Origin of the sequence: Nitrospira tepida, from assembly GCF_947241125.1 — a bacterium.
Lineage (GTDB): Bacteria > Nitrospirota > Nitrospiria > Nitrospirales > Nitrospiraceae > Nitrospira_G > Nitrospira_G tepida.
In genome coordinates this window covers 420,482-442,745 of sequence record NZ_OX365700.1, presented here as the reverse complement: position 1 = coordinate 442,745, position 22,264 = coordinate 420,482, and the positions used below count along the sequence as shown (strand labels likewise).

Here is a 22,264-nt window from a genome sequence, read left to right as displayed (position 1 = left end):
GTTATCGGCTAAGTTTTGCTGTTGCCGGCTCTGCGTCCTTCACGTTAACCCGTGCTTCCCGGGCCAAGAACTCCGCCACACCCATGAAGCGCGCGAGCCAGTCGAGCCGAGCCTTCTCTTTGCATGCGAGCGCCGCAATTCGGTTGGAGAGCAGAGGCCCCTCGTGTTTGTGCCACACTTCAATGCGAGAGGTCTGTCGCCCAAATTGATAGGCGAGCAGACTCCCCAGCATCCCAGCCGACGCATCGGGCGGCAGGTCCTGAAGCCACAGGAGGCTGTTATAAACCGCGCGGCGCGACACCGCCGGCTCCGCCAGAAAGTTGCGCAGCGCCACCAGCACATCCAGCGGTTCGCCCCACTTGGCAGTGAGCGACAAGACCCCGCCCGACCGCTTGATGACCGTGATCGAGAAGGCATCGCGCCCGCCCTCTTTTTTCGCCCGCTGCTCCGCCGCGCGCAGTTCCCGCAGCACCATGGCCAAGGGAGCCTGATGATGGGCGATCACCGCGCCGCAGGAGGCCGTGGCTTTTTCTCCCATCATCCGCATGAGCTGTCCGCGCAAGAAAGCGTATCCCTCCTTGACGACCATGCGCGTCTCACGACGGACAGCTCTCCAGTCGAGCGCAGCCTGTTCAGGGTCATGCCCACTGTATCCACAGCGCAAGCGCCTCATAGCCGAACACACATCCACCACGGGCAGCATGGCCAGCACATCATCACCACCCGCGTAGAGGACACGGCCGAGGTGTTCACTTTCGATGACTTCCGGAACCACGTGAAGGGCGAAATCGTTCAGGGCCCCGGAGATGGCGAGATGCCGATTGGGAGACAAGGCGCGCTTCTGCTCGCCGTAGGCTTTGATCGTGTCATGGTGTTGGGCTTGCTCCTTGAACCTCTGTTGCACCTCCGGGTGAAAGCTCTCCTGGTAGGTAATGGCATACCGCGCATCGCCTGAGAGGATGCGGCCCATGTGGTCACCATCCATCAGCAGGAGGGCATAGTAGGTTTCGAGGCGAACTTCCTTTTGCCCGCCATCCGCCAGGGCAAAAGCCTCTTTGATCAGGCCCTCCACCTTACGCAGCGCTCGTTCGTTTTCGCCTTCGCGTACCGCATCGAGCAAGCCCGGCAACCGTTTGGCGAATTCCAAGACATCACGCTGGCCGTATTTCCGGGCAAGCTTGCGAGGCAGGGGGACCGAATCGGTGTCTGCGAGACGATCGCGAAGCTCACCACCCATCGGCGCACCGGCATCGAGCCACTGGTCGAGCTGGTACGCCAGTGCCATGGTGTGCGTGGAGACGACGAAGCGCGGCACCTGACCGACCGGCTGGCCAGTTGCCCGAGCCACCTCTTCGGCAAAGAGGGAGGGCCACAACCGCTTGATGGCCGACAGTGCCCCGAGGTGCTCGCCTTTCTTGGCCCATGCCGGCTTCTCGTCGGCAAGGTGCGTCCAGAGTGTCTCGACATGGTCGCCCTCCCTAAAGCCTTCGTCTCTCCGGCTCTTCCGCTTGCCCGGCGGCACGTTCAGAAGAACCGGATCGTCCGTGAGCCATTCGCTCTCGCCGGTCAGCGAATCGCGCCAGCCCTTCTGTTCGACCTGTTCGAACGACCGCACACTTTTCGCTGCTGCAAGGACGCGCTCGGCTAGGTCGTACACCGCCGGGTAGAGGACGCCCGGCTTTGGTGAAAAGAAGGTCGTTCCATCAGCAAACTTCGCCTCCTTCTGCAACACCTCCCACGCCGGAGTTTCTAGAAAGCCACAGGCTTGCCCCGGCGCCACGCCAAAGAAAGGCGCCATGGCCTCGGACAACTGCGTTACGTCGAGATCGGTCTGCTTCGATTCGTCGCGAGCTCGGATCAGCGAAAAGGGCACAGCCGCCCAATGCACTTCCGGGAAGCCCTGGAGCTGCTCCCGCATCTGCCTGTGGCAGTGCTTGTCCGTCCCGTCAGCCAAGCCGGCTGCTTCAAGCAATCGATCCACGATGTTCTTTCCGAGGTCCTGCAACCAGGTGCGCACACGAGCTTCAACTGCTTGTGCGATCTCGCGCGACTGCGAGGCCGGCACCACCGCAACAAAACGGTTGGGAAGGGCGGCGGCAAAAAGGGGATTCGCATCCGTCGTCCTTTCCGTCCAGTTGCAGCCTGCGAACCATTGTGCGGGCAGTTTCATCTCGTCGCGCAACCACACATCCACTTGGGGTATGCCCCGTAGCCGTGGAAACAGGATTGCGTCCGGCCCCAGCCGCTCACACACCACCTTCATCGCTTCCCACGACAGCCGCGACAGCAGATGCGAGCCGGCCCACAGATCGGACGTCGAGCGGGCCGCCGCAATGAAGGACTGGACCGGCCCGATCGACAGCGCCAAGAGGGCCACTTCCCCTTGAGGATCGCTTGCGAAGCCACCAGCGAATGCTGAAGTGAGATCAAGATGATCCCAGATCGAATGATCCGGCACGCGCGTCTCCGCCGGTAGCAGGGGCCACAGATGGCCGAGTTGCCCGCTGTCTTTCCCCTCGCGCAGTTCCGGCCCAAAGCGCCAGAAGGCCAGCAGCGTCCGTTTCCAATCGACGTGCTCCCCCTCTTTGACAATCAAGCGCGAGAAGTGCTCGAAGCTCCGGGCCTTGATATCCCCGATGTCGGTGTCAGCAAGATGGCCCAGGTCGAATGGTGTGCCTGTCAGCGGATGAATCAAGACAGGCACTTCCGTCCAGCGCACGCGCGCCCAATTTACGACCCTCGAGGTTGTGGTCTCGCCTGATTTTGTCGGCACAGTATCCACCGGCCACTGGGGCCGATCGGCACCCGCCGCCCACCAGTCGGCGCGCTTGACGGTTTTGTACATCGCGATCGGGATACCGTGTTTGAAGAGCACGGTATCGAGCACCTGGGCATTATCCGGATCGAGCCACTCTTTCACCGGCAGATTGTGGAAGCCTAAATCTCGATGCAGCGCACGGCTCGTCCCGCCCTCGTGGCCCTCCGGGTCCCGGAGCAAGACGAGCGCCTTTTCCGCCGGGTCGTGAAGACGGGCGGCAAGTTTGGTTTGCCAGATGAGATCGTCGTTCATGCGTCACTCCGGAATGCGTTGCAAGGTCACCTTGTCAAGCTCGGGTTTGAGTTTGGATCGCCGATCCGCATCAGCGATCATCGCGTAGCTCCGGGCGCTCGTCGGTTTGACGAGTTCATCAAGCAGCTTGTGCACCGTCTGCCACGTGCTTTGGAGAGCCGCCTTGTTCGGTTGGAATTCGGAGGGCGGCGTGCACGGCACATGAACAATCACGCCGACGACCTGTTTGGAGGCGTTGGGCGCCGGACGCGCCTTAAAACGCAGGCAGTTGGGAAGACGTAAATTCTTTCGCTTCCACTCAGCGACAGTGTGAGTGGTGATCGGATAACTGATCCAGTGCCGTTGCAGAGGGTTGTTGTGCGGCGGTCTGTGATTCGGGAACACGAACTGCGTCCGCAGCCCGATCTTGATGATCGCTAATTCTCGCATCACCGCTTTCCAGTCGTCGCGCGGCTCCGTCTGCCAGATGAGCGGGCCTGTCGTGTCCAGGCCGATGGCGTGCGGCCAGTCGCAGGCGAGGCAGGCCTTCCAATCACGCAGGGGGAGCTGTCCTTCGAGCGTGGGCGTCCCGTTGGTCGGCGTCAGCGTGAACGACCCCCAGCCGTTGCGGCTGCGGCCGCCGACCGTGCCATAGCGGTCCATGAGCCACAGGGCACGGTGGAGGCGAGAGGCGTCTTCATTGGGCATGGCAAGCCGGAGGATGGCGGATTCACCGACGTCCACAACGGCCTTGACCCTTTCGTTTAATTTTGTCCCACCTCGTCCATCCAGTGGCCCGTAGCCGAGATAGGCATGGGGACCAACCTTGTAATTGGTTCGTTGCACTTCAGGATGAGTGACATTGGGTTGCTCTAGGCCGTTCCAGCTCTTCAAGGTACCTGACTCCCAGCGATCTATGCGGAGCCGGACTTGGCTTTTCGAGAACTCGTTCTCCAGCCACGCATTGCCGAACAAGAGCCCCTCTTCGCGGCGCATGGCGTCAACGTTTATGCGAAAGCCGTGATCGGCGGCGTACACGACGCGCCACCACTGCCGGAGCAGCGCCTTCAACGGTGGCGTCCGCCACCGGCCGTTCTGCTCGGCGTCGCCGAGAAACGCCGGGGTCAGGAATTGAACCGTGTAATCACGCGTGGTCATCTGTGCCATGATCATGCCGCCTCGCTGACGATGGAATCCTCTTTAACGATGTTCGTTCAGCCTTGTCCAGTCCGGAAACATTGCCGGTGCCCGTTATGCCGGCTCCTCCGGTTCCGGCAGCGCGCCGAGCTCGAGCGCGGTTTTCTCCTTCCGCAAGGTGAGTTCGGCCTGCTGCGCTTCCTGCGTTTTCCGTTGTTGTTCGGCGAGCTGCTCCCGCACCAGACGGAGGTCTCGTTCAATTGGCTCCTTCGCACGCGCCTCCGCCTGCCACACGGCGGCTTGAAGTTCGGCTGCATGCCGCTGCTTCAGATCGGTCTCGACCGTCCCGCGCACCTGCGCCAGCAATGCGTCCGAGAGCGCGATCGGCTCCCCGCATCTCGGACAGGCGATTTGGCTCGGCGTCATGGCGACTCCTTTCGCGTCCTCTGAGTGTCTTCTCATGTCTGGCGGCAACATAACCAGGGGATGGCCTCGCGTCCAGCCTGGAAATGTTGCCGCAATGTTGCCGCCCGATCACCCTTCCTCCCGTATCTTGGTTTTATCGAGCGCCAGGCCGTAGACCGTCTCGCCACGTGTGCCGCCGGAGCGGATGCGATAGGGGTTCTCGGCCGACCCCATCCCGAGCGTGCGTTCGAGCCTGCCGTTGACCTTGCGAATCAGCGACCGGAATTGGTTGGCGACGTCCTTGTCGTCCGTCGCATTCGTCAGGACCGGCATCCCGCCGCGCTCTGCGAGGGTCGCCTTTGTCTGCGCCCATGTGTCTTTGGTAAACCGGACATAACACTCCATGCAGTCACCGCAGGTTTCCAGTTCGGGGCGGGCGCAGTGGTACGTCTTGGTCCTGGCCAATGCCCGGTAGATGGTCATGCCCGCCGGGGAAAGCTCGATCCGGTTCGTGCCGATGCGTAGGGCATTGTCCCCACGATGAACCCGAACCGGCTCCGGATCGACGAGGAGTTGCAGCCTCCGTTCGGCGGTTGCTGCAATCCCGCTCAGCGTTGCCTCAGTAGTCAGGTGCTCCGCGGCCAGCAAGCCGCGCAATCGGACATAAGGCAATTCCGCCAGTTCGATCTTGGCCGTCCCGGCATTCAAGCGGCGTCCATTGCGGAGCACCAGTGTCCGTGAGCGTTTCGGCGGATAATAGAAGTCGGGATGCGATTCGAACTCCGGCGGAACCAGCACGTGATACAGCCGGTCGTCCGACCGCCCGTACAATTGCAATGCCGCGGCCAGGAGCACCCCCATCGTCTTGCGGCCGCCGGCGACAGAGCAGTGGAGGCGGGTATCGGCTCGGCTCGTCTGCTTGCGGATGAACCCGGCGATCTGATCGGCGATCGCCCGGCTGTCCCGTTCGGAGCGGACGTCGTCCAGCGGCTCGCCGTCGGCTGTTTCCAAGAGGATGACGGAGTTCGGCCCGCACCGGGGAACAGGGTTGGGCCGGTACTCGCGGATGTAGCGCGCCAGCGCGCCTTTTGACCCAAGGAGCGCGCGGAGGCACTGATCGCGACCGGCTTGCGTAGTGAGAATCCAGATCTGAACGGGATAGATGGGCGGGGTGCGATGAGACAGCGCCCAGAGCGTTTCGGTTACGACTTGTGGCGTGAGCCCACAGACCGCCACCACGACGTCGCGCATGCGCCCTCGCTTCAGCCGGATCGCATCATGCAAACCTCGTAGGGTTTTGTCAAGTCTGACCCTCGACACCAGTCAGGACCGAACGTGCGCCTGACCTAAACCCCTGGCCTTCCGCTCACGGGATCCGTCCAGTTTCTCGATGATCCGGTGATCAGTCGAACACCACGGTCCGTCTACCGTAGACGATCACGCGGCGTTCGACGTGGAGCCGGACCGCCCGCGCGAGGACCAACTCCTCCAGATCCCTCCCCTTGCGAACCAGGTCCTCCACCGAGTCTCGATGCCCCACGCGGATGACGTCCTGCTCGATGATCGGCCCTTCATCCAATTCTTCGGTCGCGTAGTGGGCCGTGGCCCCGATCAGCTTCACGCCCCGCTCGTAGGCCTGCCGATAGGGATTGGCGCCGATGAAGGCCGGCAGGAACGAATGGTGGATATTGATGACGGGACAGCCGACCGCGCGCAAGAACTCGCCGCTGAGAATCTGCATGTACCGAGCCAAGACCACCAGATGCACGTCCTGTTGCTTGAGGACTGAGATCACCCGCTGCTCCTGCTCCGGCTTGCTGTCTTTCGTCACGGGAAAGACATGGAACGGGATCTTGTACAACTCGGCCCACATGGCGCAGGTGTCGTGATTCGAAATGATGACCGGCACGTCGATGGGCAATTCGCCGCGCCGCTGCCGCTGAAGCAGATCGGCCAGGCAATGGTCCTGCTTGGAGACCAAGAGGGCCACCTTCGGATGAGCCGGAATGAAATGAACCTCGTAGCGCATCCCGAACACCTTCGCGATCGGCGCGAAGGCCGCGGCGATCTCAGCCGGGGGAAGCTGAAACCCTTCCAGCGCAAACACCGTCCGCATGAGAAATTCGCCCGCCTCGCGGTCCGTGTGGTGGTCCGAATCGAGGATATTCCCCCCGAACTCATTGATGAATCCCGCCACCCGGGCGACGATGCCCTTGCGGTCCGGACAGTGGATGAGCAACACCACGGCAGAAGGCGACTCAGTCATAGTTCTACTCTGACAGGTTACGCGGCGATTTGGCAACGAGCGGGATTGCGGGAGTGCTTGGGAGACGGCGACAAATGGAACAGGACGGCGGGTCTACTGTGCCCGGACCTTCGTGGGCATGATGAGGGGCACGACGGAGGACTCTCGTCGCATCTGTGGAGCGGAGGGCGCCCGTCGCGCCTGCGGGGCGGACGGTCCGGGCCTGGTCTGCAGACCCGCTTTCGATCTTGTCCGGACCGGCTCAATGGCTTGGCCGACCAGATCGTAAGCGGTGGCCTCGGTGATTTTCACCTGCACGAACTCGCCGGGCTCGACATCGCTCTCGCTCAAGTACACGACCCCATCGATCTCCGGCGCCTGCCCTTCATGACGGCCTTCGAGCAGAAACTCATTGTCCTCTGACAAGCCATCGACCAGCACCGACAAGGTGGAACCAACTTTACCCAGGCTCTGACGCAGCGCAATCGTCTCTTGCCGGTTCAGCAACTCGCTCCGCCGCTCTTCGATGACCGACTGGTCGATCTTGCCGTGCAAATCACACGCAGGCGTCTCCTCCTCGTCGGAATAGCCGAACACGGCCACCCGGTCGAAGGCCGCCTCTTCCATGAACTGCGCCAGTTCATCAAACATGGCCTCGGTCTCGCCCGGGAAGCCGACGATGAAGGCCGTGCGGAACGTCACCCCAGGAATGCGGGAGCGAATCCGCTCGACCAGCTTGGTCAGGAAGGCCTTGTCGCCGAGCCGGCGCATGCGGATCAACATGGCGTCGTTGATGTGCTGGAGCGGCATGTCGATGTATTTGGTGATCTTCTCTTCGCCGGCATATAAATCCAATAGCTCGTCGGTGACCTGCTGCGGGTAGAGGTAAAAAGGCCGAATCCAGCGCATGTCTTTCACCTTGACGAGCTCGCGCAGCAGCAACGTGAGGCCCTGCCGCAGGCCCAGATCCACCCCATAGTTGATCGTGTCCTGGGAAATGAGGTTCAGCTCCTGGACTCCTTCTTCGGCCAGCCGTTCGGCCTCGGCGACGATCGACTCGATGGACCGGCTGCGCTGCCTGCCGCGCATGATCGGGATCGCGCAAAACGTGCAGTGGCGGTTGCAGCCTTCGGCGATCTTCACGTAGGCGGAGTGAGCACGGCCCAGCCGGATGCGCGGGGCCATCGCGTCGTAAAGAAACGGGGGCGGGCTGATCCAGGACCGCTGCGCCGGTTGTTTGGGCTGAAGCAGCGAGCGGGTGATGTCCGCGATCTTGCCGAACTCGCCGGTGCCCACGATCCCGTCCAGCTCCGGCAACTCCTGCAATAGGTCGCCCTGGTAGCGCTGCGCGAGACAGCCGGCCGCGATCAGCACCCGGCAGGCCCCCGTCTTTTTCAGCTCCGCATGTTCCAGGATCGTGTTGATGGATTCCTGCTTGGCCTCCTCGATGAAACCGCAGGTGTTGATGATCACCACCTCGGCCTGTTCGGGACGGCTCGTCAGCTCGAAGCCGCCGGCCACAAGCTGGCCGAGCATGATCTCGGAGTCCACCTGGTTCTTGGAGCACCCCAGATTGACGAAGCCGATCTTGGTTCCCTTCTCTCTGATCCGCTCCCCAGGCATAGGGGAGAGGGATGAGCGAGGGGAGGATGTCCGCGGTTCGTGTTTCATAGAAGTCGCCTTGCGGCTCATAAGCAAGTCAGTCTACGGGCGACCTGTAAACCCTGTCAACGACGCTTGATTCGTAGCCAAGCGCTCGCTTACAGTGCGGTCCATGATCCGGACATTTCAAGGCATCACGCCGACCATCCCGAAGTCCTGCTTCATCGAGGATACCGGCGTCGTGATCGGCGACGTGGTCCTGGGCGAGCAGTGCAGCGTGTGGTTTCATGCCGTCATCCGCGGCGACGTGAATTTTATCCGAATCGGCCACCGGACCAACGTCCAGGATCTCTGCGTGCTCCACGTCACGCACGACACCGCGCCGCTTGTCATCGGCGATGACGTGACGATCGGCCACCATGTGGTCCTGCACGGCTGCACGGTGAAGGACCGGGTCCTGATCGGCATGGGCGCCATCATCATGGATGGCGCGGTGATCGGGGAAGACTCGGTGGTCGGAGCGGGCGCCTTGATCACCGAACGGACCATCGTCCCACCCAAGAGCCTGGTTCTGGGCTCTCCCGCCAAGGTCAAGCGTCCGGTCACCGAAGAAGAACTGGCCTGGATCAGGGAGTCGGCCCAGAACTACGTCCGCTACGCCAGCCAGTATCTGAGCGATCCGGAGAAGCCGCTCGGCTTTTGGGTCTAGCCCGCATTATTCATGAACGCTTCTGCTGCTTAGGCCCATTGCAACAGAAGCGCAATGGGCACCCCAATTCGCCGCTGCGACAGAGCCAACATGAGAAGTCGAAGGCAAAGTGCCTCTCCGCCGCGATGTGATCGAATGCGGCGGCTCAAGCGAAGCTTGGTATGGCGGGCGTGCTCGCCGCTCACTCCCTCGACGTACTGTTTCAAGTACGCCTTGGTCCTTCGCGGCTGTGCTTGCCCGTCTCGCTTGGCGACTGCGCGATTTCGCGACGAACCGTCATGAATAATGCGGGCTAGGTCTCTGAGTGCTGAGTGCCGAGTGCATCGGCCTCTTCCAATCCTGTCACTGCGTTCCGATCTGAATGAAACAGATAGGGTCTTCGACCAGCGCGGTTTTGTACGTCCGGCGTTCAACCTTCCAGTGGATCTGCCGCTCCGCGCACCATTCCGCAATCCAGATCGCTTCTTCTGTTGACGTGGTCACGAGCCCGCGACGTGTGAGGTTCTTGAGACATCGATCGACCAGACGCGTCACCGCGCGCCGTTCCTTTCGGAAGGCCGTTAGGTTAAACGTCACAGGATTGGCACGCCCATAGGACAGTTCGGAGAGCTCGGGGTAGCTTTCCGGATCGTTCAACACGCTGACGATCCACAAGTGATCGAACGATCCCCGCACGGAGGTCGCGTCACGATGCTCAAAGCGAAACGGGAGGTCCTTCGCGGCGCGATTCAGCTCCTGGACTTCGTCGCCTCTGAGATTACAGGCCACGACCGCTCGCTGTAAATCTACCGTCTCCATGATCAACACCGGCAACTCAGCCACGCCAGCGCCGACGTAGAGGCTGCGTCCGCCTGGCTTCAGCCTCAGCTTGAGCACCTCGCCGAGCTTAATGCCCAGCCGACGGCAACGCCCGCGTCTCGCCCGCCAGAACTCCTCGCCGCCCTCGTGGCAATAGACCTCGCCGAGGAGCCGGTAATCCAGTTCGTCAAAGACGCGGCTGATCGCCTGAACAGTCTGGGGTTGCAATCGAGGTTTCATCACTGACTGAACGGCGGACGGTTCTCATTCTGCGGGACCGACTAGCCGTGAGCTAAGAGGGAGGTCATGTGCTGTTGGATGGCTTTGCGGATATTCCGCCTGCCTCCTCGATTGTCTTGCCGTTGCTGAAACAGCCCGGCAGCGTTGGACTGTAAGCGGCATAGCCCACATCGTCTGACTCTTTCTCCACCACGATTTCGAAATGATAAAACGTCATCCTGAAGCTCATCCGGAGCGGATTATAGCAATCCGCTGATCGGAATGCCCACACAGCAGAAAGGTCGAGACGCCCCAGACTACGACTCTCCTTTAAAAACAAAATGGAGAAAGCCTGGAAGAGGATACCGAGTCGGGAGCCGCAAACGGCCTGCCGAGATTCCAGCTCCGTGCATCTCCGCCAATCAAGGGCCAAGCCGCGCTAACGCAGGTCTCCACCTGTCCCTTTGTCTTTGCCAACCCAGCAAGTCCTCTCCACTTCCGGGATGATAGTTGTAGCCCGAGCATAGCTCCGTTAAGATATGCTGCCTCTGCTACTGACTTAGCAATGCCTCCAATTAATGAGCATAGACGGTTACGACTCACCTTGCGTGGTGATGGCTTCCCACGCGGTGAGGTGCCGATCGCCATTCTGGCCTCAAAGCTACAGGCACTTCAGAACTTACTCTTTCATGCAGCAGCGGCTGTTGCACGTGATCCGAGTGCCAGACGAGGACTCTGGTACAACAAATACCGAGAAGTCGTCGAGCTGTCTTTTGTTAATGCCCACCACAGCGACCTTGTCATTGAAGTGGAGACCCCAGTGCCTGGCCCAACCTTGCTTCCGGAGGAGGATGTTGCACAGAAATCAATTGATCTCATCTTCGAGTTTGGACGAACAATTCAGATACAGTCGAGTGAAACGGAGCAGTCTAGTCTTCGTCGGTCGGATCGAACTTATCTCCTCAGAGCATTCGACGCATTGCTTCCTGGTACTTTAGACGACTATCTTGTCGAACTGGAGAACTGGTCACCAGCGCGACACCCACGGTTAGTATTTTCCGCTGAGACGCGACAAGCCGTGCGTCACCTCCTAGAGCGGGACGCGATGCCTACCACTGCCGAACAGGCGACCGTCATAGGTGAGCTCGTCAAAATTTACTTCGACACGGGGCCGGAAAAGATCACGATACGCCAGCGTGGGGTAGAAATTGACTGCTATTACTCTGAATCGCTCCGCGACGAAGTGGCAAATCTTCTTCCTGGTTCGTATGTCGAGGCAACAGGGTTGGGGACTGTGGACCACGAGGGGCGAGTTACGAGACTGGACACCGTCCTTGGCATAGAGACCGTCAGCATGGAGCCACTAAGGCTAACTCGCTTTGAACACTCCGGTAGGCGTTTTGAGATCCGAAAGCCGATTCAGGTCCAAGTCGAATATGTTGACGGCCTTTGGGTATACCGAAACGAGACTCTGAACCTCTGGGGCTACGGCGAACGTCGCGACGAAGCCTTGCGTGACCTTCACGCAAACTTCGCATATCTCTGGCAAGAGTTCGCAGAGGAAAATGATGAGGTGCTTGATGAAAAAGCCTTAGGCCTAAAGCGGCGCCTGCTAGAACTACGCGCCGACGCACCTGCCGCTTCGTAGCTCTAAGGCATGCCAAGATCCGCGCGGGACATAGCAACCGCCCTTCAGCAGAAGGGCTTCAGAAAGAAGGAGAATGATCATACGTTCTTCCATTTGTGGGTCGCCGGCAAGAAAACTGCGATCTTCACAAAGCTGAGTCACGGGGAAAGGGAGCTTCCTGACTCCCTTCTGAGTGCAATGGCTCGGCAAGTGAAACTGAACCGCAAGCAATTCCTCGATCTTATAGATTGTCCTCTTTCGTCCGAAGGCTACATTGATCTCTTGCGGGCCGCAGGACACATTTCCTGAGCCGCAGTTTTGCCCGTCTTGGGCACCACCCACTCTGCTTTTCCCCACTCACAATTCGCCTCTGACGGTTCTGTGCAGAAGTGACGTGAACAAATGGTCCAGCCGCTGGCGACTTTGCGTCTGCATATGTCCCATCGCTCGAATTTCGATGACGCGGGCGGCACACACCTGTCGGCGGAGGTCGATCACGTGCATGTCTGATGATCCTCCAGAGTTTCGACAGTCAATCGCGATCTCAACAGTGTTTCCTGGACGGCGGTGCGCATGACCGGATAACGCGATCACAGTCGGTTTGGGATAGCGGTCCCTTGGGGCCGCTCCAACTGGGGCAACGACTCCGGCGGAACGTTCACGGTGATGCTGCGCGCCTGGCCGGGAACGCGTCGAATGAGGCCGCGGCGTTCCAGCGTGAGGACCATCTGATGCACGCTCGGGGGTGTGACCTAAAAGAACCGTTGCATGTCCGCCTCGGACGGCGCGCAGCCGTTCACGATGCGGTAGTGGTGGAGGTAGGCCAGAAACTGGCCCTGTCGTGCGGTGTAGGATGGTTTCATTCGCCTGCCAGCTCCGCTTCGAGCAAACGGACGTGGTGCCGAAGCGCATCGCCGTAGCCCCAACCGATGTGGTCGGCGTGATCTTCCAGCCGTTGAATCCGTTCCCGGAACCGCGGATACGACGCCGGTTCTTCCATCCGCAAAAGCTGCGTCATCTCGCGCAAGACGGATTCGAGACTGTTGTAATAGGCCTCGTTGATGTCGCCGTAGTCTCGCGTGAACTCCGTGCCGGTCTCCACGTAAGTCAGCATCAGGTCAATCGTGCCTGCCAGGTTCCCTGTGGCCCTGCGGTACTCGCGGATGGCCTTGCGTGCCTCGGTCAGTTTGATCTTACCGTATCCTCGTGAGGGATAGAACTGCTCGATGATCGTACGCCGATACTTTTCCACGGCCGTTCCGTCGCCAGCCTCGGCCTGCACGCGGGCGTGCAGGAAATTGCGATTGCCGGATGAGGCGTCGTAAAGGTCTTTGACCAGCGCCAGCAAGGCCGGTTTCGGCTGCTCGTTCAGATAGCGGCGAATGGCCGACCAGCCGGTGGGCTTCTTTTCGCTTGTCATCTTTCTTCCTGGAATACGCGGTGGAGGAGGGACTGAAAGAGAGCGTCCATCCGGTGGCGGGAGGCTAGCATGGCATCCTGCTCCCATTCACGCCCGCCCCGGCCGATGAAAGCTAGACTGGAGATAGAGCTGACGGTCAGGCCAGGGTGGTCACTTCAACCTGCAGTCGCTTGGCTTTGGCCTCGGCAACGATCGTTTCCAAACGCGCCGCCACATCATCCTGAATCCAGTCTGCTCCACACAGGGCGCATGCCAGAGCAGGGACATGTCTGACAACCACCACGCCAAACTCAAAATCGGCCGTAAAGGTGGTGGTCCCGGCTTTTTTCTCGCCACCACAGAGAGGACAATGTTACTCAGTGTAGTTGCTCGTCATTGTGATCACTACTTTCCCGGGAAAGGCGCTGAAACAAATCGCCAAGCCGGCGGTGGATGGCCGTTAAATTCACACATAGAATGAGCCAATGGGCTTGATCGCCGTTACTCGCGCTTCTTCTGCCCAGAAACGACGAAATCCAGCCTCCAGAGACCCATGTGACCGTCTTGCCCGCCCCTCAATCGTCCACGCAGACGGTCACGCACCTCTTAATCCGCCACCTACTGTTCGGCGTCACATTATTCTCTAACGCAGCCCCGTTACACTAACTTCGACAAGACTGAAGAATTTTGGTGATTCGCTGTTCGACCTTATGAATCTCTCTAGCCCGGTCGTTTCGCCACGCCGTGGACCAGATCCTGTGAATTCTCCAGCCGCGCTGCTCGAGAACCGCCTGTCGCCAATAGTCGTAAGCCCGGGCTGAAGGTGCGCTGTGGTAGGCCTTTCCATCACACTCGACGCCCAGAATATATCCCCCACCGTCGGGGGCGCGGATACCCAGATCAATCCGGAAAGACCCGGAACTGACCTGAGGGTCGATTTCAAGATCAAGCGTCTCGCACAACGCTTCTCGCACTTCGATCTCGAACTCCGACTCTTCGGCTCCGACCGGTCCCCGATGCTCTTCGAGGCCGCCAGATAGTTCGAGAGCACGGCCGAGAATCGCTAGGGCTGCTTCCCGTTCACCCTTGGCGATGTGTTCCGCATAAGCCAAGTAAAGCTGAAGCATAGCCCGCCCTGCGGCGTCAGCGGTCTCGACCGCGCCTGGAGTAAGGGCACTGGCAAGCTCGTGAACTGGAAGTGATGTAAAAATTCGGACCCATCTCTTGGCTCGAGTAATGGCAACGTTCAGGCGACGTTCTCCGCCTTGCCTGTTGATCGGACCGAGGGTGCTTCGGATGAACCGTCCGTCGGTGCGCCGGCCGTACGTCGTCGAGAAAAGGATCACATCGCGTTCATCGCCCTGCACAGCCTCAAGACTCTTGACGAAAAACCCCACATCCTCGCCATCCTCCACGCGGGTTAGCTCCCGTTCGTATGACAGGCGAAAATCCGTGTCCCGAGCGGCCTCGGTCTCGAGCAGATCTTCGATCGTTTCTCTTTGGGCCTCGTTGAATGTGACGACCCCAACCGTCGGCCGATTTCTTGGGGATTGCCACAATTGTTTCAGGAAGGCGGCCACGCGCCGTGCTTCGTCCGGATTTGTTCGATCAGCTTGGTAGACGCCGTCCACTCGCTCGATGAAGAGCGCGGGTGCGCCACCCTCCTGTGTGACCCTCACAGCGGGCTCAGGCGATTCGAGACGATTCCTATAGAAGGCGGCATTTGAGAAGGCAATCAGGACAGGGTCGAGCGACCGATAGTGCACGTTGAGGTGCGCATCTGGAAGCCGGGCTTGCGCAAGGGATAGGAGATCGTCCGCGCCAGAGGCGATTCCAATGTCCATTTGATCTTCGGCTTGCCTTTCCCCATCGTTTTGATGCGTCTCGCCTTCGCCGTCCTCCTCAATGTCAAAGTCAAACGCCGCCTTGAAGAACATGGTCGGAGGCAACTGTTTTCCATCCCCTGCCACCGCTGTTCGTCTCCCCCTGTACAGGGCAGGGAGCGCGTATTCCGGGGGACACTGGGAGGCCTCATCGAAGATCACCACGTCGAAAAGTGACGACCTGAGAGGGAAGATTTGGCTCGCGGTTCCGGGGTTCACAAGCCAACACGGCCTGAGATCGAAGAGTCCCCGGCCAGCCCCTGTCTCGACGATCTCACGAAGCCTTTGTGAGCGAGGACCTCGAAAACGAAGTCCCCTGCGCCAGCGGTGGTCGATCGTCGGCCATTTCGATGCCCATTGAGCTCGGATTGCTTGCGACTCCAAGCCCCGTTTCTGTTTCACCAAATCGACGAGACGCGTTCGATTCGCGTCGTAGAGTTCTGGAGTAAGGCGCCGCAGGATCGGCGAATCTCTCTCTGCATTCCCAACCCAGGCTAGCAGCGCAGACAGCTCGACTACCTTCGGCCAATTTCGAGGAATTCCCGCCGATGCGGTCTCAAGCGCTCCGACAACCTCTCGACCGCGCTGATCCAGACCCGAGACAGTAGCCAGGTAGCGTAACAAGATGGGGAGACGCGGAAGATATTCCTTTAGCCTACGGAGGCACGGAGCCGCAGCGGAACCTGTGCGGATCGAGTTGCAAAGGGAATTCACATACGAGTCCTTAAACCACTTGCCGAGGGTCTTCAGGACTATCTCACACGCGGCCGCTGCGCTGGCCTGCTCGGCGATTCGATGAAAGATCTCGCCCGCCAAAGGATCTTTTGACCACTCGTATCGTTCAACGAAATTTCGGATGATCTGTCGATCCCGATAAAATGTCCGGGAGAAGATACGGAAAAGTGACCCTTGTTTAGCGATGACTCTCTCGACAGCCCTGGCAATTCTCCTATAGTCAATATCTTCAATCCGCGAGACTGCTTCCTTTGGCGGTATCACCTCCGACACCACGCTCGAATCCAACGCTGGCCAAAGCTGTGCAAGACGCTCCGCTGCGTCGCGGATCGCTTCAAGCGACCCGACTAGCTCGCCTCCCACGGATGCCTGCTGTCCTGCCCACTCATCGGCTTTCTCGGCGACTGGTACCGCCCGCTCAAGATCTCCCTCTATCTGTTCGAGTTGGTACCGATCGCCAGTCAGGTCTTCCCGCCCCTGCAACCAGGGGTTGTTCGGAACATCGGCTTCCCAGAATAGGCCCTCTATCTGCTTAAGTGCTTCGAGGAGTCGGCAAAGCTCCGTGTCGTTTGTGTGCTTCAATATCTCTCTGATCCCTGCTAGAGGTCTGACATCAGGGTGCTCCCGCTCGATGCGAGCAATCCGTGCGAGCATCGTGCGATAGCTAACACCATGGCGCTCACGGACGTGGAAGAGTGCCGTGGCATACTCTTGAAACTCCTTCTCGATCCGCTCGATTTCCTGCGCAATCCTGGTGCGCTCGTTGCCATTGTATGGAAGAACTAGCTGCTCTTGGTCGCGAAGCATCTCGATAACACGTCGGCGGTCGCTCTCCGCATCGTCGACTTGAATAAATAACTCTCCCAGACCAACTTTCCGCAGCCGGGTGGCGACGACATCCAGCGCCGCCTTTTTCTGGCACACGACGAGCGCCTTTTCCCCTCGGGCAAGCGTGTCGGCGACGATGTTGACGATGACCTGTGACTTCCCTGTGCCAGGCGGTCCATGGATTACGGCACCCTCGGGTCGGCGGGCCATCCATATCGCGATCTCCTGGGTATGATCCGAATCTGTCACCAGGAAACGCTCCACCTCAGGGGGAGGCTGAAGCGGGGTTGCCTGTGGCCGCTCTCGCTCTCGGAGAACGTCACCCGCTGGCCCTTCCAATTCCTCCATTCCGTGTAGCTTTTCCAGGTCAGCGAGCAATTCCATGTTCTCCCATTGGATCAGCCCCACGATGCCTGCATCGAAAAGCTTCGGCTCGTTTACCTGCTCCAAGGTATTCCGTTCCGGAACCGCCTCGATGGAAGGTCCAAGGCGGGTGTTAAGCACTGGTCGGAAACCTCCGCAGGATTGGCCTACTAACCTGCGGAGGTCGTCGAAGCTCGCCAGTTCGAGGAGATCGTGACCGGTCGGCTCTGGAGGGTCGAAATCCAAGTTGCGGCGTATCCACTGCCATGCAATGCGATTGAATCGCGGCGCACCCTTCTGACGGGTAAGAAGAACCTCTCCCTCGGGAAGAGCACCGCTTTCGATTTTGATTGGCCAGAGGAACAGCGGGGCGAGCAAGTACTCATCATGTTCGGCGCTTGGATGCGGTACGTAGAGGAGCGGGTATGCAAGCCAGAGCATCCAAAGCCCTGTCTCGCGATGGGCGGCCTGAGCTTCGCGGGCGAGCTTCGTGCGAAGAGTGGTGAATAGCGCCTGGCTCTGCTTACCACGTTCACCAGGCTCCCGATAATGGCGGAAGACAAGGCGATATCGGCCTTCCGGCTTTACGAGGCCTTGGACAAGTTCTTCCGGTGCGGGTTCGCCGGCAATGCGGAGCCGAGCTAGATCGATCCGTTTAACCGTACGTGTCGGAAATGCCCTCAGGATCGCGCTACGACCGACCCCGCCGAGAAGCCGACGGATGTAAGTTGAAACTACCCGCTCCTGAACTGGATCGCGGAGAGCCATTACGACACCAGTTCAGTCTGTAGCTGACCCGGAAGTGCTGTGGTTTCGGTGCCCAGCGTTCGTAGCACTTGAAGGTTATCGCCGTAGATCAGCATATTCTGCCACGGTTGCCCTGAAGCTAACAAAGGGCTGTTCGTCTTTTCTCTCACTCCTTGCCGTGATACACCAGCTCGTATTCCCGCTTCTCCGGCGGAAATAACATGCCCGCCCATTCAGGCGAAACCGCCTCCTCCTTTTGAAGGAGGTGGATCATCTCTTGTCGTTGTTCGGGCGTCATGATCTTGTCTTTCTCACCCACTGATCTCCAACAGGTCCTCTCGCGTGATCTGTTCTTCAACCAACATTCAGCGCCACCTCGTCCATAAGACCATTATCAGCGAAACTGAAGGTGTCGCGTTCACCAAAAATGAGGTGATCCAGCAGTTTGATTCCGATCGGCTTCAGAGCGGCGTACAAGTCCTCAGTGAAAAGCCGATCTGACTCACTCGCGTCGGCGACACCTGATGGATGATTATGACCCAGGATTACTGCACTTGCGTTGGCCTGCAGCGCCCTCGCTACAAGAAGTCGTATCGGTGGCCTGACCTGGTCAACTGCACCCACAGCCAGCAACGCGTCTTCTATCAATGTTCCGCGTCGATTCAGGAACAGTACCCTGAAATGTTCTTCCGGGAGTCCCTGCAATCGCGATCGAAGATAGGCCTCTGCCTGATTTGTATTCTTGATCGTAATGCGTTTTCGCCCGTCAGGCACAGACACCCGCCGCGCTACTTCCATCGCAGCAACCAACTGAGCCGCCTTTGCACCTTTCAAACCTTTGACAGCGAAAAGTGCCGAGAGCGGGGCTTCACCCAGAGCTCGAAGTGAGCCAAATTTCTCAAGAATGTGCCGAGCCAATTCGATGGCACTCATCCCCTGTACGCCGACCCGCAGGAGGATCGCCACCAACTCTGCATCCGTTACAGACTGTGCGCCCTGGCGTAATAACCGCTCCCGCGGACGTTCGCTCTCTGGCCATCCCCCGATGCCTTTCGAACTTATTTTTCCGTTCCGTGCCATTCGATCTTTGGTGACCGTCGATTTGGGCGCGAAGCTACACCAGGACGATGCGACTGTCCAGATGCAGTTTAGGATTGCTGCCCCAAGCCAGCAATGTCGATCGCAGCCCTCGTGACGGTTGCCGCGACCTTGGCCAGAAACTCCAGATTCAGCGTCTCCAGCGTATCCGTCGGCTGGTGGTAATGGGGATTGCGGAAGTTGGCCGTGTCGGTGAGCATGACGGCGGGAAAGCCGTAGACCCAAAACGACGCGTGGTCGCTCCGGCGCGTGTCAGGAAACTGCTCCCCCTGGCCCGGCACGACGAGGGGGGTGGCCTTGAGCGGAGCGGCCGCCTGTTGCCCGGCCTGCACGATCGTCTCCACCAACGTCTTAGCCGGCTCGTTGCCCACCACGCCCAGGAAATCGCCGGTCGCTGGCATTTTGACTGGGATTGGCGGCTGCGTTTGCGACCCCTCCGTCTGGGAGGCAAAGCCGACACATTCCAACACGATCGCGCCTCTGATCTCCCGGCCCTGTTTCCGCAGATGGGCGGCATAGGCCCGGCTCCCCAACAGGTTCCACTCTTCGAGGCAAAACCCGATGAAGTGGACCGGTCGGGCCAGTTGCACTTGCGCGAGTTGCTCCGCCGCCTCCAGCATGACGGCCAGGCCGCTCGCGTTGTCGTCGGCGCCGGGCGATCCGGCAACGGTATCGTAGTGGGCGCCGATCAGGAGCGGCGGCGCCTTTTTGTCCCGCACGGCCGGCAGCGAGGCCACGACGTTGTGGTAGGTGCCGCCGAGCGCGCGGAATCCATGGGTCTTGACCGGCAAGCCGGACCGTTGAAAGCTCGCGATGAGATACTGTTCTGCCTGCTGTAAGGCCGCAGGCGACGCGCGCGGATGCCGCTCGCCGACCAATTGCCGGAGGTGAGCCAACAAACTCTCGTGAGAAGCCATGCGTGAATCGTTCACCGTTAAACGTGTGGAAAGCGGAAGGTGTCTCCTACGTTTAACGAATAACGATGAACGTTTCACATCGTTTGTCGTTCATGCCACGATTTCTGTGCCGATGCCCTTGTCGGTAAAGACTTCGAGCAGGATCGCGTGCGGCACGCGCCCATCGATGATGTGGGCTTTTCTCACGCCCCCTTCCAGGGCGTCCAGACAGGCGTGGACCTTGGGCAACATGCCCTCGCCGATGACCCCCTTCTTCACCATCCGTTGCACGTCCTTGCGCGACACCGTAGACAGATGGCGCCCGTTGGCGTCGCGGATGCCCTTGACGTCGGTCAGCATCAAGAGCTTTTCCGCCTTGAGCGCCGCCGCGATCGAGCCGGCCACCAGATCCGCGTTGATGTTGTAGGTGTTGCCTTCGTAATCGGTCCCGATCGGCGCGATGATCGGAATGTAATGATCCTCCTGCAGCTTGTGCAGCAGGCTCGGGTTGATGGTTTCGATGTCGCCCACCAGGCCGAAGTCGCCGTCGGCCTCGCCGAGATCCTTTTCCAGGCTCTCCGCCCAAGCCTTGGCCGTGAGCGGCTTACTGAGGATGAGCCCTCCGTCCTTTCCGCTTAATCCAACGGCGCTTCCGCCGTGCCGGTTGATCAGGTCGGTGATTTCCATGTTGATCTTGCCGGCCAGCACCATCTCCACGATTTCCATGGTTGCCGCGTCCGTCACCCGGACGCCATGCCGGAATTTCGCCTCGATCCCCAGACGGTCGAGCATCTTGTCGATCTGCGGCCCGCCGCCATGCACGATGACCGGATTCAACCCCACGTATTTCAACAGCACCACATCCTGGGCAAACCGCTCTTTCAAGGGCGCGTCGGTCATGGCGTGTCCGCCGTACTTGACCACGACGGTCTTCCCGCGAAACGTCCGGATGTAGGGCAGGGCCTCGACCAGGACGTTGGCTTTCTTGATCAATCTATTCATGTGCAGGCTCCGGGTTGAGCACCCATGGCCAATGGCGAGGCGGCGAGGGACGGCGCCGATGGGACTCGGCGAGCGGGCGGCTGCATGCGGAATGGGATCGCATCTTCACAGGATGTAGCGGCTCAGGTCCTGGTCCTTCACGATGCCCTGCAATCGGTCTTTCACATAGGCCGCGTCGATCGCCACATGCCGATCAGCCGCTTCCGCTCCGTCGAACGAGACCTGTTCGAGCAAACGCTCCATGATCGTGAACAGACGGCGGGCGCCGATATTCTCCGTTTGGTCGTTGACCTGCAGCGCCGTGGCCGCGATCTCCTCCAACCCGTCCGGCGTAAATTCCAACGTCACCCCTTCGGTCGCGAGCAGCGATTGGTATTGCCGCATCAGCGAGCCGCGCGGCTCCGTGAGAATCTTCACGAAATCGTCCTTGGTCAGCGCGTCCAGTTCCACCCTGATCGGAAACCGTCCTTGCAATTCAGGAATCAGGTCGGACGGCTTGGCGACGTGGAACGCGCCCGCGGCGATGAACAGGATGTGGTCGGTATGGACCGGCCCGTACTTCGTATTCACGGTCGAGCCCTCCACGATCGGCAACAGATCCCGCTGCACGCCTTCGCGCGACACGTCCGGACCGGCGCTCCGTTCGCGGCCTGCAATCTTGTCGATCTCGTCGAGGAAGACAATCCCCGTCTGCTCCACCTTCGTGACCGCTTCCCGGACGACTTCATCCATATCGATGATGCGTTGCGCCTCCTCCTGCGTGAGGTGCTTCAACGCGTCCGGCACCTTCATCATGCGCTTCTTCTTTTTTCCCGGGAACATGCCGCCCAGCATGTCGCGGAGATTGTTTTCCAGCTCTTCCATGCCTCCGGGGCCGGAGATGATTCCGACGGGGAGCCCCCGTTCCTTGACCTCCACCTCGACCGACCGATGGTCGAGCTTCCCTTCACGCAGTTGCAGTCTGAGCTTGGAGCGGGTGGCCTCCAGAGACTCGGCTGCAGGGGACGGCGTGCCGTCGGGATTGTCGGCGGCGAAGCCCAGGGAAGACTTCTGACTCGGCAGCAGCAGGTCCAGCAGCCGCTCTTCCCCCAACTGTTCGGCCTTCTGCCTGACTTCCTCCAGATGCCTGGCCTTCACCAGCCCCACGGCTGCCTCGGTCAGATCCCGAATGATGGATTCGACATCCCGGCCGACATAGCCCACTTCGGTGAACTTGGAAGCTTCCACCTTGATGAAGGGCGCCTCCGCCAACTTGGCCAGGCGCCGCGCAATCTCGGTTTTGCCGACGCCGGTGGGGCCGATCATGATGATGTTCTTCGGCATGACTTCGTCGCGCAACTCCGGCGGAAGCTGTTGCCGCCGCCAACGGTTGCGCAGCGCGATCGCGACCATGCGCTTGGCCTCGCGCTGGCCGATGACGTAGCGGTCCAACTCCTGCACGATCTGCCTCGGCGTGAGGCTGTTGACGTTGAGCGGGTGCGTGTCGCGTTCGAGCTTCACGGTAATCCTATCGTTCGACCGA

Annotated in this window: 17 protein-coding genes and 1 pseudogene; 2 read left to right on the top strand and 16 right to left on the bottom strand. The window is 60.0% G+C overall.

Going from position 1 to position 22,264, the window contains the following annotated elements; genetic code table 11:
- Position 1: 1 nt before the first annotated feature.
- From cas10 to rimO, 6 genes are all read right to left on the bottom strand, one after another.
- Positions 2–3,070 (bottom strand): type III-B CRISPR-associated protein Cas10/Cmr2, encoded by a 3,069-nt coding sequence (gene cas10, locus QWI75_RS02195; RefSeq protein ID WP_289267048.1) that lies wholly within the window; start codon positions 3,068–3,070, stop codon positions 2–4.
- 3 nt (positions 3,071–3,073) lie between these two features.
- Positions 3,074–4,207 (bottom strand): RAMP superfamily CRISPR-associated protein, encoded by a 1,134-nt coding sequence (locus QWI75_RS02190; RefSeq protein WP_370693610.1) that lies wholly within the window; start codon positions 4,205–4,207, stop codon positions 3,074–3,076.
- A 93-nt stretch (positions 4,208–4,300) separates the two neighbouring features.
- Positions 4,301–4,612 carry a hypothetical protein gene (locus QWI75_RS02185; protein ID WP_289267046.1) on the bottom strand — a complete coding sequence of 104 codons (312 nt, stop codon included), beginning with the start codon at positions 4,610–4,612 and terminating at the stop codon, positions 4,301–4,303.
- A 108-nt stretch (positions 4,613–4,720) separates the two neighbouring features.
- Positions 4,721–5,842 carry a CRISPR-associated ring nuclease Csm6 gene (gene csm6, locus QWI75_RS02180; protein WP_289267045.1) on the bottom strand — a complete coding sequence of 374 codons (1,122 nt, stop codon included), beginning with the start codon at positions 5,840–5,842 and terminating at the stop codon, positions 4,721–4,723.
- Positions 5,843–5,993: 151 nt separating this feature from the next.
- Positions 5,994–6,857, bottom strand: a complete 864-nt coding sequence (purU, locus tag QWI75_RS02175) for a formyltetrahydrofolate deformylase (RefSeq protein ID WP_289267044.1) — start codon at positions 6,855–6,857, stop codon at positions 5,994–5,996.
- Positions 6,858–6,950: 93 nt separating this feature from the next.
- A complete protein-coding gene (gene rimO, locus QWI75_RS02170) occupies positions 6,951–8,507 on the bottom strand; it encodes a 30S ribosomal protein S12 methylthiotransferase RimO (protein WP_289267043.1) in 1,557 nt (518 codons plus the stop codon).
- Between the two features lie 103 nt (positions 8,508–8,610).
- Between rimO and QWI75_RS02165 the strand changes: the two genes are divergently transcribed.
- Positions 8,611–9,147, top strand: coding sequence for a gamma carbonic anhydrase family protein (locus QWI75_RS02165; RefSeq protein WP_289267042.1), 537 nt, complete (start codon positions 8,611–8,613; stop codon positions 9,145–9,147).
- Between the two features lie 342 nt (positions 9,148–9,489).
- Here the strand turns inward: QWI75_RS02165 and QWI75_RS02160 are convergent, their stop codons facing one another.
- Positions 9,490–10,185 carry a hypothetical protein gene (locus QWI75_RS02160; RefSeq protein WP_289267041.1) on the bottom strand — a complete coding sequence of 232 codons (696 nt, stop codon included), beginning with the start codon at positions 10,183–10,185 and terminating at the stop codon, positions 9,490–9,492.
- Positions 10,186–10,249: 64 nt separating this feature from the next.
- Complete coding sequence (locus QWI75_RS02155) at positions 10,250–10,402, bottom strand: type II toxin-antitoxin system HicB family antitoxin (protein WP_289267040.1); 153 nt, start codon at positions 10,400–10,402, stop codon at positions 10,250–10,252.
- Positions 10,403–10,798: 396 nt separating this feature from the next.
- Between QWI75_RS02155 and QWI75_RS02150 the strand changes: the two genes are divergently transcribed.
- Positions 10,799–11,812: a hypothetical protein gene (locus QWI75_RS02150; protein ID WP_289267039.1), complete on the top strand. Its 1,014-nt coding sequence runs from the start codon at positions 10,799–10,801 to the stop codon at positions 11,810–11,812.
- Between the two features lie 838 nt (positions 11,813–12,650).
- On the opposite strand, the gene QWI75_RS02145 is transcribed toward QWI75_RS02150, so the two are convergent.
- The 8 genes and pseudogenes from QWI75_RS02145 to hslU all read right to left on the bottom strand — a co-directional run bounded on the left by QWI75_RS02145 (position 12,651) and on the right by hslU (position 22,242).
- The gene (locus tag QWI75_RS02145) at positions 12,651–13,211 is read right to left on the bottom strand and encodes a hypothetical protein (RefSeq protein WP_289267038.1); all 561 of its coding nucleotides are present in this window, start codon (positions 13,209–13,211) and stop codon (positions 12,651–12,653) included.
- Between the two features lie 136 nt (positions 13,212–13,347).
- Positions 13,348–13,548, bottom strand: a pseudogene (locus QWI75_RS22605) (type II toxin-antitoxin system MqsA family antitoxin); the annotation flags it as partial.
- A 304-nt stretch (positions 13,549–13,852) separates the two neighbouring features.
- Positions 13,853–17,767 carry a PDDEXK-like endonuclease domain-containing protein gene (locus tag QWI75_RS02140; protein ID WP_289267037.1) on the bottom strand — a complete coding sequence of 1,305 codons (3,915 nt, stop codon included), beginning with the start codon at positions 17,765–17,767 and terminating at the stop codon, positions 13,853–13,855.
- 145 nt (positions 17,768–17,912) lie between these two features.
- Complete coding sequence (locus tag QWI75_RS02135; RefSeq protein ID WP_289267036.1) at positions 17,913–18,044, bottom strand: hypothetical protein; 132 nt, start codon at positions 18,042–18,044, stop codon at positions 17,913–17,915.
- 56 nt (positions 18,045–18,100) lie between these two features.
- Complete coding sequence (gene radC / locus QWI75_RS02130) at positions 18,101–18,826, bottom strand: RadC family protein (RefSeq protein WP_289267035.1); 726 nt, start codon at positions 18,824–18,826, stop codon at positions 18,101–18,103.
- 68 nt (positions 18,827–18,894) lie between these two features.
- Positions 18,895–19,761, bottom strand: a complete 867-nt coding sequence (locus tag QWI75_RS02125; RefSeq protein ID WP_289267034.1) for a M20/M25/M40 family metallo-hydrolase — start codon at positions 19,759–19,761, stop codon at positions 18,895–18,897.
- A 90-nt stretch (positions 19,762–19,851) separates the two neighbouring features.
- Positions 19,852–20,742 (bottom strand): acetylglutamate kinase, encoded by an 891-nt coding sequence (argB, locus tag QWI75_RS02120; RefSeq protein ID WP_289267033.1) that lies wholly within the window; start codon positions 20,740–20,742, stop codon positions 19,852–19,854.
- 105 nt (positions 20,743–20,847) lie between these two features.
- The gene (hslU, locus tag QWI75_RS02115) at positions 20,848–22,242 is read right to left on the bottom strand and encodes an ATP-dependent protease ATPase subunit HslU (RefSeq protein ID WP_289267032.1); all 1,395 of its coding nucleotides are present in this window, start codon (positions 22,240–22,242) and stop codon (positions 20,848–20,850) included.
- Between the last annotated feature and the right edge of the window lie 22 nt (positions 22,243–22,264).